This window comes from Trebonia sp., from assembly GCF_030042015.1.
In the GTDB taxonomy this organism is placed as follows: domain Bacteria; phylum Actinomycetota; class Actinomycetes; order Streptosporangiales; family Streptosporangiaceae; genus Trebonia.
Genome location: NZ_JASIAL010000482.1, coordinates 1 through 12,824, shown reverse-complemented (window position 1 = coordinate 12,824; position 12,824 = coordinate 1). Strand labels below are relative to the sequence as shown.

The window sequence follows — 12,824 nt, the reverse complement described above, 5'->3', positions numbered from 1 at the left end:
CCAGATCCGCCCCCTTATCCACCCAAGACTTATCCAAAGGATACTTCGAATCAGCCTTCTCACCCATAGGCCGATCCTTCGCACCCGGCCTCCGGCGCAAACCATCCGACACACTGTAACCATCATGCCATTTACCGTCAGCCTTCAAATGGGCAGACCACTCAACACCATATTGCACAGCATCAGCAACCGAGATTCCCTCACTCCAAGCCGAAGGAACAAATAGCACGTCGCGTGCAACGACACGCGGCACAGCCGAACCACGGTGCCGCACCCGGTCAGCCGTGCGACGGCAGCCAGCCGAACAAAACTTGGGAACCCGGCCCACCCCGCCATAGGCGAAGGGCTTGCCGCAAGCGGCGCAATCAACATTCCTGGCAGCAATCTTAACCAAATACTTCTCACTTTCCCGTAGACATGAAAAGAGCCACGATCATCTAGCCCATCGTGGCTCTCTACTCCTAGTATACATCTTCAGTTATCTAGTTACCATTCATCCCTTTGAGTGGAGGTGCGGGGGAGAGGCCCCCGCAGTCACACTCCTGCGCCGCCTACCGCCTACCGGCGGCGCTTTTCCCCTTCTCACCTTAGGCATTTTCGTGAATAACCCCAGGTCAACGTGGTTGACTCGGACTAAGTTACGGTACCGTAGGTTATGCACGGCGCAGCCGAGAGGTTTTTCTTCTCTCATATCTCTACCGTGTCCGTTCGCGTGTTCCGCTCGCGCGATAACGTGTGATCTACGTCACACCGGATAATAGTGCATCAAGCGGCATTAGCGACAACCGCCGCTTGCCGGTTCCAACAGGGCATGTCAAGATGAAAGTAGAGGCAGCAGGCCAACCGTGAACCCGGACAACCGGAAGGTAATGGCAGGTGTCCCAAATTGGGACATCTGCTTCAGATCCGAGGTGAATCGTTGGCCGCAGGAGGCTCCAACCGTCTTCTATCCCTACCCCATGCCGCAGAACTCCTAGACATCCCCGTAAGACGGCTGCGGGACCATTGGAGGGATTGGAAGATCCCGGCCTTCAAGGTCGGCCGGGAACTCCGCATACGCGAACGCGACTTGTGGAATTGGGTGGAGGGACAGAAGGCCGTCTAGACGGCTCTAGGAGCCACGCAGAGACACGGAAAGGCCGGGAGGGTATTCCTACCCCTCCCGGCCTCTCTGCGGCCCTACAGGGGCCGCACAATGCCCTCACGCGGCCATCAAGGCCGGGGCCGCCCAACGCGCGTTCATCATCGCGCGAGTCCTCTCCTGGCTATCCGGCATCGCATGAACGTACGTCTTGAGCGTGATGGACGGGTCAGCGTGACCGAGGACCGCTGACAGGTCAACAATGTTCATCCCCGACTCCAGGCATTCGGACGCGAACTGATGCCGGAGGCTGTGTGTCGTGAACCCGGTGATACCGAGCGCTTTGCACGCGCGCCCGAACCGGTCTTGAATCGTCGGGTAGGGCATGTACTTGGTGGAGATCCCCGGCATCAGCGGACCATCCGGCATTCCCTTAACCATGTCCCAGATGAACTCGGGTACGGGGACGTCGCGGAATTGCCCCTTCTGCCGCTTCTTGAGGGGGACACGCATCTTGCCATCACGGGAAGCCTGCGCCTTGAGGCGCAGCGTCATACCGTTGTTGATGAAATCAGCCTTCTCGACTCCCAGCGCCTCGCAGATGCGAAGACCCATAGTGCGCTGTAGCCAGACTCCGATACCGGCGCCCTTGTAGGAGTGTCCGTCGATCTTCCCGCCATCGGCGAGGAATCCGGTTTGCTCATCGGTGATGAACACGAACCCGTCATCTTCGGAGTCCTCTTCAGTGATGGCCTTCTGCGCCAGCTTGATCCCGGTCACGCGGTGGGATTCAATCACGCCGTCGGTCACGAGCATGTCAAGCGTGTTCACGATCAGGGTGCGCGCCCTAGCGCGCATCGCGCCACACAGATCGATCATCGCCAGGTTGACTAGCTCACGGGCGATGCCCGGCATGGTGGCTGCCTCGCGCACCGTACGCCCCTCATAGGCGGGGCCGACCCACTTGGTGAACGCGGACACGTAGGTTGCCCTGGTGCGCTCGTTACGCCATGGCGCAGTGTCAAGCCACGTCCGTACGGCGTCGTTGAACGGCTGCCTGCGCGCTTCTAGGCTCACGTCCGCGTCATCGAAGCGCTTCTTGTAGTCCTGCGCGCTAGCGAACGCCTTGGCGTCGTCATGCTTCTTGAAGGTCTTCTCACGCTGCTTACCGGCTACGTCACGGTAGCGGACCGTGTAACTCTGCTGCGGCTTGCCGGTTGTGTTCTTGCGGCTGCCAGCCGGGATGATGTTGGTTTCGATGCTCGCCACCGGGCTGTCCCTTCGGTTGCTCCCCTACTCACAGCCCTAGCGGCTTCCTACCTCTATTTTAGCAGGCTATGACTTATCGGGGGAATCTGGCCTTCTTGGCCAGCGTTTCCGCTGGTGAGAGCGATTTTGCTACGGTTATCCCGAACGGACCCTGGCGTCTCCTCCGGCCAGTGCCAGCCGCGCCGCGTGGTAGCCGCCCATCCCGTGCACGCCCGGGCCCGGCGGCGTGCTCGCCGAGCACAGGTAGACCCCGCGCAGCGGGGTCGCCCACGGGCGCAGTGACAGCCGCGGACGGCGGACGAACTGGACAAATCCCGCGTCGCCGCCGGCTATGTCACCGCCGACGAGGTTGGGGTCGTGCCGCTGGAGCGCGGCCGGGTCGTGCGCGGCGCGGGCCAGGATCAGGTCACGGAACCCGGGCGCGAACCGCTCGACCTGGTCCTCGATCGCGGCCGTCATGTCCGCCGGGCAGCCGTTCGGCACGTGGCAGTACGCCCACAGCACGTGCCGCCCGGCCGGCGCGCGCGACGGGTCCGCCACGCACGGCTGGACGGCGAGGACGAACGGGCGCGCCGGGAGCCGCCCGGCCGCCACCTCGGCCTCGCCGGCCGCGATCTCCGCGAGCGTGCCGCCCAGGTGCACGGTTCCGGCCGTCGCGACCGCGGGGTCCTTCCACGGCACCGGCCCGGACAGCGCCCAGTCCAGCTTGAACACGCCAGGCCCGTACCTGAAGCGGCGCAGCTGGCGCGCGTAGCCGCCGGGCAGCCGGTCGCCGCAGACGGCCAGCACCTGGGACGGCGTCAGGTCGAGTAGGATCACGCCCGCGCGCGGCACGTCGGACAGGTCCCGCACCGTCTGCCCGGATTCGGCGGCGCCGCCGAGGGAGACCAGCCGGCCGACCAGGGCGGCGGCGAGGCGGTGCGAGCCGCCGCGGACCACCGGCCAGCCGACCCGGTGGGCGAGCGCGCCGAGCAGCATCCCGTAGCCGCCGGTGATGGGCGCGCGCAGGTCGACCATCGAGTGCGCGGCCATCCCGGCGAACAGCGCCCGCGCTCGCTCGCCGCCGAAGATGGTCCGCGTGAGCACCGTCGCCGGCAGCACGCCGAAAGTCGCGAACCTCGCTAGCCGCAGCGGTGCCCGCGGCACGGACAGCGGGGAGAGCAGGGAGTCCACCAGGCCGGGCCCGCCGCTGGCCGTGGCGCCGACGCTGGCCCGCCAGGCGGCGGCGTCCACGGCCGACCGCAGGCCCGCGGCGGTTTCCCCGATGTCCCTGTGCAGCAGCACCGCGTCCTGTCCGTCCAGCGGATGCGCCGCCTGCACCCGCGGGAAAGCCCAGTCGACCCGGAGCGGAAGGTTCCTGAACGCGGCCGACGCCCGGGCCAGGGGCAGGACCGTGGCGCAGACGTCGTGCGTGAACCCGTCCAGGGTGAGCGCGGCGCTGCGCAGGCCCCCGCCGAACTCCGCGGCCGCTTCGAGAAGCAGGACCCGGAGCCCGGCTTCGGCCAGCGTGACGGCGCCGATCAGCCCGTTCGGCCCTGACCCGACGACCACGGCGTCGAACCCGTCCGCTCCGGCCACTTACCTGTCGCCTTAGCTGTCGCCGGCCGCGTCCGCGGGGCGGCGGCCCCCGTAGATGACGTAGTCGAGTTCCTTCCAGTACACGTCCACGCCCTCGAACCCGGCCGCCCGCAGGTAGCCGAGCTGCGGGTCCAGCGGGGTCATGTACCTGACGTGGTTCTCGTAGCGGAACTGCTCCTCGGGGGTGCGGTGTGCCCGCTTGCCCGCCGCGCCGGGGTCGCGGCGGTCACCGGCCCGCAGCCAGGCCTGTTCCGCCACCGGGTCAGGAGGCAGCACCGGGTCGTAATTGAGGTACCAGCCGCCGGGCGCGAGCTGCGCGAAGATCTCGCCGAACAGTGTCTGCTTGCGCTCGTCGCGCAGATGGTGGACGCAGAGCGAGCTGACCACCGCGTCGAGGCGGTCCGGGATCTGCGCCGGCCAGCTCCCGGCCTGCGTGAGGTCGAACTCGACATAGGTGTACCTGCCCGCGTACGGCTCGAGCTCGACCATCCCTTGCGCCATCATCTGCGGTGAGAAATCGGCCAGGATCGCGTGCGCGCCTGCGTAGCAGCCGAGGATCGTCCGCGCGGCCGCGCCCGTGCCCGCGCCGAGGTCGACGAACGTGAACGGCTCGCCGGCCGCGAACGGCAGCAGCTGGGCCATCAGGTCCCGGTGGCCCGCCCGGCGGCGCTCCCTGTCGCTGGCGGTCGACTTCCAGAAATTGACGCCAATGTCGCTCTTCCACACGGCGGCGTTGGTGTCCTGGGCGCTGTCCTCCCTGTCCGGCATGACAGCGATGCTAACCCCCGGGCATCAGCGGGAAGCGCAGGAGTGCGGCAATGCCGTCCGGCGGGGCGGCAACGGCCTCGACCATCCCGCCGTCCGCGATCGTGACGACGACGACCTCCTCGACCAGGTCCGGCACGGCGATCGCCCGCGAGTCACCGTGTTCGCAGCCGGACCCGAACGCCTTGAGCTCGGCCCGGGTCATGCCGAGCGCGCCGCATGCCCGGCATGCGTAACCCGGGACGAGCGCCTGACCGGGCACCGCGAGGGCCCGGATGGAATGCTGGCGGACGGCCGCCAGGCACTGCGGCATGCCGACGGCGGCGAGCCCGCCGGGCGGCTGCCTTCGGATCTCGTCCACCACCGCCCGCTCGGTCCTGTCCACCCGGGTCCGGATCACGGGATCGGCGAGCGCGCGTATCTTCCCCGGCGTCATCGTGGCGGTGTCCACCGCGAAGCTGCCCGCGAAAAGCTTCCGCTCGTCATGGCCCAAGGCGGCGAGGAACCGCGGGATCGTCGCGACGTGGCCGCCCACCACGAACATCTCGCCGGGTGCGCGCCGGATAGCCCGGCCGAGCATTTCGGCCGTGTCCTCGAAGTGCTGGTGCGCGAGCCCGGCGATGCGCTCGTTGGTGCCGTAGGACTCCAGCCCGTACCAGCCCCCGTAACCCGCGCTCCGCAGCCCGGGGCCGGTCGGCTGGGCGACCAGCCCGATCTGGTCTCCTGACACCGAGAACAGCCAGGCGTGCCGGCGGTTGACCACGACGACCCAGTAAGCCGGATGGCGCTGCAGGGCAGCAAGCAGCGGCCGGACGTGGGGCCGGGTGGCGAGCACTGCCCGCTCACCCGTCCCTGCGGGCAGCTTGATGGCTTCCGCCAGGCCCTCCTGGCCGCAGACGAAGATGCCGGCACAGTGCCCGGCCCAGGTACGCGCGCGCGAGTCGAGGAAGTGGCGCACTTCCTGCCGCGCGTGCGCGAGCACCCGCTCGGCGTCCGGCCCCCGTGGAGCACCGGACGCGGCCGTGATCAGGTCGCTGGCCCGTGCTGGGAGCACTCGCAGCTCCTGGTGGTCCAGCGGAACCTCCAGGTACAGCGACAGCACCCGCGGCTCGTCGTGCTGACTGGCGAGCAGCTTCTCAACGTCCGCATAGCTGACCATCACACACCTTCTCTCCCAGGGAGCGCTCCCATGCTGACTCCCCCGTAACCTGCGGGAATAGGGCCGGAGGTCCGCAACCCGGGCCCCACGGACCTGGGGCTGCGGATACGGGACCAAAGTCCCTTTGGCGCTGACTGCGCGGACGCTGGAATAAGAGTCCGTTACCAATGAGGGGGTGGGTCATGATCGGGGCGGAAGAGTTGCGTGATCACCAGGCGCGCTGCATGCCGCACATGGCGGTGCTGCATATGTTCGCCACCGGCATGGTCGGCGCGCCGCTCCCGCCCGATGCCGCGGAGCAGGTCGCCCAGGCGACGAGCGCGATCCTCGCCGAAGCCAAGGCCGCCGGGCGCGCGGCGCTGGCCGCCGCGCACGACGACCGCCCCCGTTCGGCGAACCTGTCGCTGCTGACCGCCAGGCAGGCCCGGCTCGAGCACGCCGCGGACGACGCCGTCGCCTCGGCCCGCGAGGCGGCCCGCAGCGGAAACGCGGCCGCGCTGCGGCAGCGGCTGCACCGGTTCATCGTGCTGACGTCCGCGATGTGGACGGTTCAGCTGTCGGTGTGCGAGCAGGCCACGGCACCGGAGCAGGAATTGGACGCGCGGGCGGCGAGCAGGGCGAGCAGCTAGCCGGGCGGCAGTCAGCCGTCGACATTCCTCCTGAGCAGGGGCGCGGAGACGCCGCGGTTGCCGAGCTGGCTGCGCTGCGCCGGGGTTTGCGGCAGGGCCGGGAGCCAGGTCACGTTCCACGCTTGCGCGTCGAGCTTGGCCGCACTCCAGACCTCGAACCCGATCCCGCCGAAGGCCCTGGAGACGCCGGAACCCAGGCCCGCCCCGCCGCAGCCGACGACAGCAGCGACGGTGACCAGGCTCGCCCACACCTGGGACGCTCCGCTGAGGTTCGAGATCACCAGGTAGAGCAACCCCGCGAGCGCGGCGGCGGTGCCGGCCACGATCGGCCAGAACCGCCGCAGGATCGTGAGGGTCACCGTCCGCGTGGCCCGGGCGATCGTGGACGCGGCCTGCACCCACGCGCCCATCGCGGGATTGAGGCTGACGTCCGGGTCGGCGGTGAGGGCGGAGTGCCAGATCGTCCCCTGCACGCGCAGCGCGCTGACGACTGCGCCCGCCGAGGCTGTCCACGTGTTCGCGTTCTTGGCCCGCAGGTTCGGCGCGTTGACATTGACCCAGTCCGCCCACTTCGTCAGCGACTGGCCGACGATGGCCGCCGTCGTCGGCGGAATCGCGTTGCCCGCGCCGTTGAGCCACGTCTGCATGGCGGCAACCTGGTCGCGCTTGAATATCGAGATGAACGTCTCCGGGCCGCCGTCGGGCGTGACCAGCCAGCACATGTCGCTCAGCGCCAGGCCCAGCTGGTAGGCGTTGAGCTGCTGCAGGTCGTCGGCGAGCTGATCGAGGACGGCCAGGTGCAGGTCGCCCACCGCGCCGTCGAACTTGCCCACGTCAAACGGGTCCGCGCCGCCTGCCTCCTTGGCCGCCTCGGCCCGGATCTCGGCGTCCGGGAGGCCAGGGAACGGTGCGAGCAGGTCATGCAGATCGGCGACAAGGAAGTTCAGCAAGTCGTAGGGGTCGAGGTTGGCGACCAGGGGCAGCTGAACGGCCGGGTCGAACCGCGGCTGGCGATCGGCGACGCTCGCGCGGCGGCGGCCGTCGAACAGTTCCGCCATCAGCCAGCCGAGCGCGAAGACGGACCCCACGGCGGGCGGCACAGGGATTGCTACCTGCACGGACGGGACCTGACCGTTCTCCGAATTCGTCGACATGAATGCTTCTCCACGCTCGGCGGCCGCATATCGGGCGCTTGCTTCGTCATCACGACGCTATATAGACAATTACCGACAAATACCCCCCGGCGGATTGCCCCGATTTTGGCAGTCCCGTCGCCCGGTGTCAACGCGGCGGGAGGATGTCGGCTAGCGCCAGCCGAGGGCAGGGGCAACGTGGGTAAGAACCGACTCGATCACGTGGGCGTTGTATGCGACGCCTAGCTGGTTCGGGACCGTGAGCAGCAGGGTGTCGGCGGCGGCGATCGCCTCGTCCTCCTTGAGCTGTTCGATCAGCTTGTCCGGCTCGGCGGCGTAGGTGCGGCCGAAGATCGCCTGGTGCTCGTTGTCGATGAAGCCGACCTGATCCTCGTCCTGGTTGCGGTCGCCGAAGTACGTCCAGTCTTGCTTGTCCGTCAGCGCGAAGATCGAACGGCTCACCGAGACACGGGGCTCGCGCGCGTGGCCCGCTTCCTGCCACGCGTCGCGGAAGACCTGGATCTGCCTGGCCTGCTGGACGTGGAACGGCTCGTCTGACTCGTGGTCCTTGAGCGTGGAGGACTGCAGGTTCATGCCGAGCCCGGCGGCCCACTGCGCCGTGGCGTTGGATCCGGCGCCCCACCAGATCCGGTCGGCCAGGCCCGGCGACTGGGGCTGGATGGCCAGCCCGCCGCTGATGCCGCTTCGCCCGGGGTCGGTCCGCGCGACGGCGGCGCCCTTGATCGCGGCAAGGAAGATCTCCGTCTTGCGCCGCGCGTTGTCCGCGGCGGTCTCCCCCTCCGCGGGCACGTACCCGAACGACTCCGCCCCGCGCAGGGCGATCTCCGGCGACCCCCGGCTGACCCCGAGCTGCAGGCGCCCGCCGCTGATAAGGTCGGCTGCCGCGGCTTCCTCACTCATATAAAGGGGATTCTCGTACCGCATGTCGATGACCGCGGTGCCGATCTCGATCCGGCTCGTCCGCGCCGCGATGGCCGACAGCAGCGGGAACGGCGAGGCGAGCTGCCGCTCCCAGTGGTGGACCCGCACGAACGCCCCGTCGGCGCCGATCTCTTCTGCGGCCTGGGCCAGTTCGATCGTCTGCAGCAGCGAGTCTGCGGCGCTGCGCGTGTGCGACCCCGGGATGTCCCGCCAGTGCCCGAAGCTGAGGAAGCCGATCTTCTTTTTCACGTCTGGGTCAGCGCCCGCGCCACGGCCCAGATTCCCACGGCAACGGAAGCGTCCTGCTATGTCACTTCCCGCCCCATCCCCATCTTCCGTCCCGCGCCGCCCTCATCGCGGGTACGCGGTCGCGGCGGCATTCCATCCCGCCCGTCCCCACAGCGGACGGCCCGGACTGCCTGGGGCGCCCGGCTAACGGGCCCGTTATGCCCTAAATGCCCGAATGCTAGATTCAGGCATTCCGGGCATGGCGCTTAACGGGAAGGAAAATGCCGGTCAGAGGTGCCCTTTTCTTTCCCGTTAACCGGGCCGGCGGTAAGCCGGCGCAGCCGCCTAGGGCACGCAGGTGCCCGACCCCGATTTACGACGTGCGCCGTGCCGTGACCAGGGCAGCGACCGTGCTGGCGCGAATCGGCCGCCCGAGTCGTTGACAACTGGCCTCGTGGTCGGGGAGTTCGTCAGGATAAGCCGGATCGTGCCGGTCATAGTCGGCCGCGATCTCGGATAACGCCGGCGCGAATCCGCGCCCGCTCAGCGCGGTGTCCGGCGGCGGTTGTGGAAGCGGTGGTCCTGCTCGATCAGGCGCGCGAGCTGGGATCGGCGGCTGCCCTGGAGATCGACCTGGGACTCGCGCACCAGGTCAACGATGTACTGCGACGAGGTCGCGACCTTGACGGTCAGGTTCTTATGGCCGCCAACCCGCGACCGCGGATGGTTGAGTACCACGACCCTGGTTATCGACACCGGCTGCCCCCGGCTTTGCAGGAACCTCTCGAGCTCGTCGGCGGGCTGGTTGAGCTGCACGCTCGGCGAACGTCCCGTGCGGTCGGCAATGCGGCCCTGCTCGACCCGGTTGCCCCAGCGATCGAATTTCTCGAAGCGCCAGTCGTCGCCGCTGACATAGACGGTGGCGTTGTGGTACTTGACTTCGATGGCGAACAGCCCGCGCGGCCCAAGCAGCAGGTGGTCGATCTCGCCGCGGCTGTTGCGATAGCCGCGGAAGAGCACCCATTCGTCGCCAAGGACGTGGCCGAGTTCGGTCGCCATCCGCCGTTCGCCGGCCATTCCGGCCGCGATCGACTCCTCCCGGGCGGTCGGCGCGCTGACCGAGGCCGGCGGCCGCGGAAGCCTTCGCTGCTCGGCCCAGACGGCGACGATCCCGCGGATCCAGCCGAACCACCGGTGCCGGGCGCGCGCCTCATCGCGTCGCGCCCGCACCCGGTCGAGCCGCGCCTTGTGCCGTGCCAGCGCGGTCGCGTACTGCCCGTGGGCACGCCCGTCGTCCGCCCGGCGCTGCCGCTGAATATCCCTGAGCATCCCGCCCGGGTGATCTGACAGCTCGATTAACCGCATACCGCCAACCCCTCCTCTGTGCCAACAAGAGAAAGAGGAACCGTCATTTCAGCTTGCCACCGCGGCGGATGGCGGTCACGGCCGGCGAACCGAGTGCCGGCGCGCGGCGGGCCGTCTCGTATCGTGTAGGTAAGCCTTCCGCCTGGGCGCGTCGGCCGATGCGCCCAGGCGACCCCCGCCGGTAGCCCCTCAAGGAGATTGATGCCCGAGCAGGTGCCAGTTCCGCGCGAATTCAGCATCGGGGCGGACACGTGACCGAGCTGGCCAGCACGATGACCCCGTCCGAGCTCGCCAGCCAGGCGGCGCGCGCGATCCGCGCGCTGAACGAGCTGACGCACGGCGGGGGCGAACTCACCGGCCCCGGCGATGTGCGCGACATCGTCGCGAGCCTTGAGCTGGTCGGCCAGGGGCTGCCCCAGCTATGCGAGCAGCTGGCCAGGTTCCTGGTCATCAAGCACGAGGACGGGCAGCTCGCGCACGACTGCGGACTGGACCCGGACGATTCGGTCACCGACGTGATCGAGGCCCTCGCCGCGGCGGGCCAGGCGGCGGACATGATGACCGCCGCGCTGAGCGAGGCCCGCGGCGCGTCCGCCACGCTGATCCCGTCGCGCTAGGGATTTCTCAGCTGACCAGCCGCGGAGCGAACGGCGTCCACGTGTGGCCTGAGTCGGTCGTCTCATACATCGGGGGCGGCGTGGCGCCCTGCGTGCCGGCGCCGAGGGACCACGCGAAGCCGGCGCTAGCGCTCACGAAGTCGATGGCGGCCCCGGGCTGGATGAACCGAATCCCTTGCCGAACCGCTGTCCAGGTCTGGCCGCCGTCTGACGTCGTGTAAAAGACCGTGCCGATCGACCCCTGCGAGCCCGCCGAGACCAGCACGCCGTGCAGTGGGCCGAAGAAATCGATCTGCGGGTACCGTCCCGACCCCGCCGGCAGCGGGACCGGCTGCCACGCCTGACCGAGATCCCGGGTGACCAGCAGGGTCGGCGTGCCCGCCGCTGGGGCCACGGTCACGAACCCGGTACCGCCGGTGAACTCCGGCCCGGCGAGAAAGCACCCGCTGTCACCGCAGACGTCGGCGGGAAGCGGCAGCCGCTGCACCGCCCACGTGACGCCGCCGTCGCGGCTGACCAGGAGCTCGCCGGACAGGCCGGCGATGCACGCGCTGGTCAGCCACCCCGTTGTGGCGGAGGCGAACGTGATCCCGGTCTTGTCACACGTGACCGGAATCCCCGAGGTGCTGTCGCTGTCCATCGCGGGCGACTGGGCGACCAGCGACCAGCGCGCCCCGCCGTCGGTCGTCCGGTACACCTGGACCGGGTTCTCGCCCATCGCCGCGCCCTCGCTGATGAGCAGCCAGCCGTGATCAGGGTCCGCGAAGCTCAGCGCGCGCGCGTAGCCGGGAGCCTTGACCGGCGCCGTCTCGGTCCAGGTCCGGCCGCCGTTGTCTGTCGCGAACACATCGGTCAGGCTCACCGTCGAGGCGACCGGCTCCGGGGCGTTCACCGCGAGGTACGCGCGGGTGCCACTGAGGGTGTAAAGGACCTCGGTCGTCTCCGGGTTGGCAAGCGCCTTGCGCGCGGCTGTGGGAGTCACATCGGTCCAGGTCCGCGCGCCGTTCGTGGTCCGGACGAGCAGCACGACCGGGCTGGGCGAGACAACCGCGGGGTTTGTCGGGTAGGCCAGCGCCCATCCGGTGCTCGCCGCGGTCATCTGCACCGACATAAACCAGAATGCCTTTCCGGCTGGCCGCGAAGCCGGGGCCGGCTGCCTTGCCGTGGGCGAGGCGCTCGCGCCGCCGGGCGGTACCGCGGTGCCCGCGCTCGCACAGCCCGCCCCCAGCAGGCAGACAGCCAGGGATGACCACGTAACGCACTTCCGCCACATCGCCATCACCGCTCCTTACCTAGATTTGCCTCACTTACTGAGACTCCCGTTGGTGGCGGGCGGTTGGACGGCAGTGGGCCTGGAAACCTAGAAAAGCCGGGCCTGCTGGGCCTTGTCGCGACGCGCGGCACGGGCGCCCGCCGCGCCGCCACGGCGGTCGAGCAGGGCGGGATCGACCGAGGCGAGGAACGGTGACGGGGCGCACTTGGTCACCGCGCCGTGGACCGGCCGCTCCCCGGCGGTCAGCAGCACCAGGCGTGTCGTCGCCCGGGTCATGCCGACGAAGAGCAGCCTGCGCTCCTCGGCGTAATCGGCGGGCGCCCCGTGCCACGGGCGCAGCGGGAGCAGGCCGTCGTCGCAGCCGGCGATGAACACGACGGGGAACTCAAGGCCCTTGGACGCGTGCAGGGTGAGCAGCGAGATCCGGTCGGCGCGCGGGTCCCAGGTGTCGACCTCGGCGCCGAGCGCTAGCTCGTCGAGGAACCGGTCGAGGTCGCCGCCGCAGCGGGCGGCGAGCGGGGTGAGTACCTCGGCGGCCGCGCGGACCGCCGTCCGGGTTTGCGCGCGCTCCCGTTCGGCGTCGCTGGCCCCAGCGCCCGACGGCGGCCGCGACGCCAACGGCGGCGGCCAAGAAGACCCGCCCGTAGTCGACGCCAGTGCCGTCCGGACCGCCTCGGCCAGCCGTTCGGCGACCGGGACCGCGTCCGGCGACGCAGGCGAGCCCGCGGCCGGCACCGCGACCCCCTCAAGCACCGGCGCGCTCAGCGCCGCGAGGATCTCCGGCA

General features: G+C 69.3%; 13 protein-coding genes. 3 read left to right on the top strand and 10 right to left on the bottom strand.

The features are described 5' to 3' along the window. Positions 1 to 253 (bottom strand): hypothetical protein (locus Q1N79_RS25725; protein WP_300613314.1); only part of this gene is annotated, 253 nt, incomplete at its 3' end. Between the two features lie 633 nt (positions 254 to 886). Between Q1N79_RS25725 and Q1N79_RS30870 the strand changes: the two genes are divergently transcribed. Then, complete coding sequence (locus Q1N79_RS30870; RefSeq protein WP_367185141.1) at positions 887 to 1,105, top strand: helix-turn-helix domain-containing protein; 219 nt, start codon at positions 887 to 889, stop codon at positions 1,103 to 1,105. A 96-nt stretch (positions 1,106 to 1,201) separates the two neighbouring features. Here Q1N79_RS30870 and Q1N79_RS25720 read toward each other — a convergent pair whose 3' ends face one another. From Q1N79_RS25720 to Q1N79_RS25705, 4 genes are all read right to left on the bottom strand, one after another. Next, positions 1,202 to 2,350 (bottom strand): site-specific integrase, encoded by a 1,149-nt coding sequence (locus Q1N79_RS25720; protein ID WP_300613311.1) that lies wholly within the window; start codon positions 2,348 to 2,350, stop codon positions 1,202 to 1,204. Positions 2,351 to 2,485: 135 nt separating this feature from the next. Beyond that, positions 2,486 to 3,928: an NAD(P)/FAD-dependent oxidoreductase gene (locus Q1N79_RS25715; RefSeq protein WP_300613309.1), complete on the bottom strand. Its 1,443-nt coding sequence runs from the start codon at positions 3,926 to 3,928 to the stop codon at positions 2,486 to 2,488. Positions 3,929 to 3,940: 12 nt separating this feature from the next. Continuing rightward, the gene (locus tag Q1N79_RS25710) at positions 3,941 to 4,696 is read right to left on the bottom strand and encodes a trans-aconitate 2-methyltransferase (protein WP_300613307.1); all 756 of its coding nucleotides are present in this window, start codon (positions 4,694 to 4,696) and stop codon (positions 3,941 to 3,943) included. Between the two features lie 10 nt (positions 4,697 to 4,706). Next, on the bottom strand, positions 4,707 to 5,852 hold the full coding sequence (locus Q1N79_RS25705) for a hypothetical protein (protein ID WP_300613305.1): 1,146 nt from the start codon (positions 5,850 to 5,852) through the stop codon (positions 4,707 to 4,709). Positions 5,853 to 6,034: 182 nt separating this feature from the next. Between Q1N79_RS25705 and Q1N79_RS25700 the strand changes: the two genes are divergently transcribed. Next, positions 6,035 to 6,481, top strand: a complete 447-nt coding sequence (locus Q1N79_RS25700; RefSeq protein ID WP_300613302.1) for a hypothetical protein — start codon at positions 6,035 to 6,037, stop codon at positions 6,479 to 6,481. An 11-nt stretch (positions 6,482 to 6,492) separates the two neighbouring features. Here the strand turns inward: Q1N79_RS25700 and Q1N79_RS25695 are convergent, their stop codons facing one another. The 3 genes from Q1N79_RS25695 to Q1N79_RS25685 form a co-directional block, all read right to left on the bottom strand. Then, positions 6,493 to 7,635, bottom strand: coding sequence for a hypothetical protein (locus tag Q1N79_RS25695; protein WP_300613300.1), 1,143 nt, complete (start codon positions 7,633 to 7,635; stop codon positions 6,493 to 6,495). Between the two features lie 150 nt (positions 7,636 to 7,785). Beyond that, the gene (locus tag Q1N79_RS25690) at positions 7,786 to 8,805 is read right to left on the bottom strand and encodes an LLM class flavin-dependent oxidoreductase (protein ID WP_300613298.1); all 1,020 of its coding nucleotides are present in this window, start codon (positions 8,803 to 8,805) and stop codon (positions 7,786 to 7,788) included. 522 nt (positions 8,806 to 9,327) lie between these two features. After that, entirely contained in the window at positions 9,328 to 10,149 is an 822-nt protein-coding gene (locus Q1N79_RS25685; protein ID WP_300613296.1) for a nuclease-related domain-containing protein, read from the bottom strand. Positions 10,150 to 10,400: 251 nt separating this feature from the next. Between Q1N79_RS25685 and Q1N79_RS25680 the strand changes: the two genes are divergently transcribed. Further along, positions 10,401 to 10,766: a hypothetical protein gene (locus Q1N79_RS25680; RefSeq protein ID WP_300613294.1), complete on the top strand. Its 366-nt coding sequence runs from the start codon at positions 10,401 to 10,403 to the stop codon at positions 10,764 to 10,766. A gap of 7 nt (positions 10,767 to 10,773) precedes the next feature. Here Q1N79_RS25680 and Q1N79_RS25675 read toward each other — a convergent pair whose 3' ends face one another. Beyond that, a complete protein-coding gene (locus Q1N79_RS25675; RefSeq protein WP_300613292.1) occupies positions 10,774 to 11,877 on the bottom strand; it encodes a YCF48-related protein in 1,104 nt (367 codons plus the stop codon). A 249-nt stretch (positions 11,878 to 12,126) separates the two neighbouring features. Then, positions 12,127 to 12,824 (bottom strand): 3'-5' exonuclease (locus tag Q1N79_RS25670; RefSeq protein ID WP_300613290.1); only part of this gene is annotated, 698 nt, incomplete at its 5' end.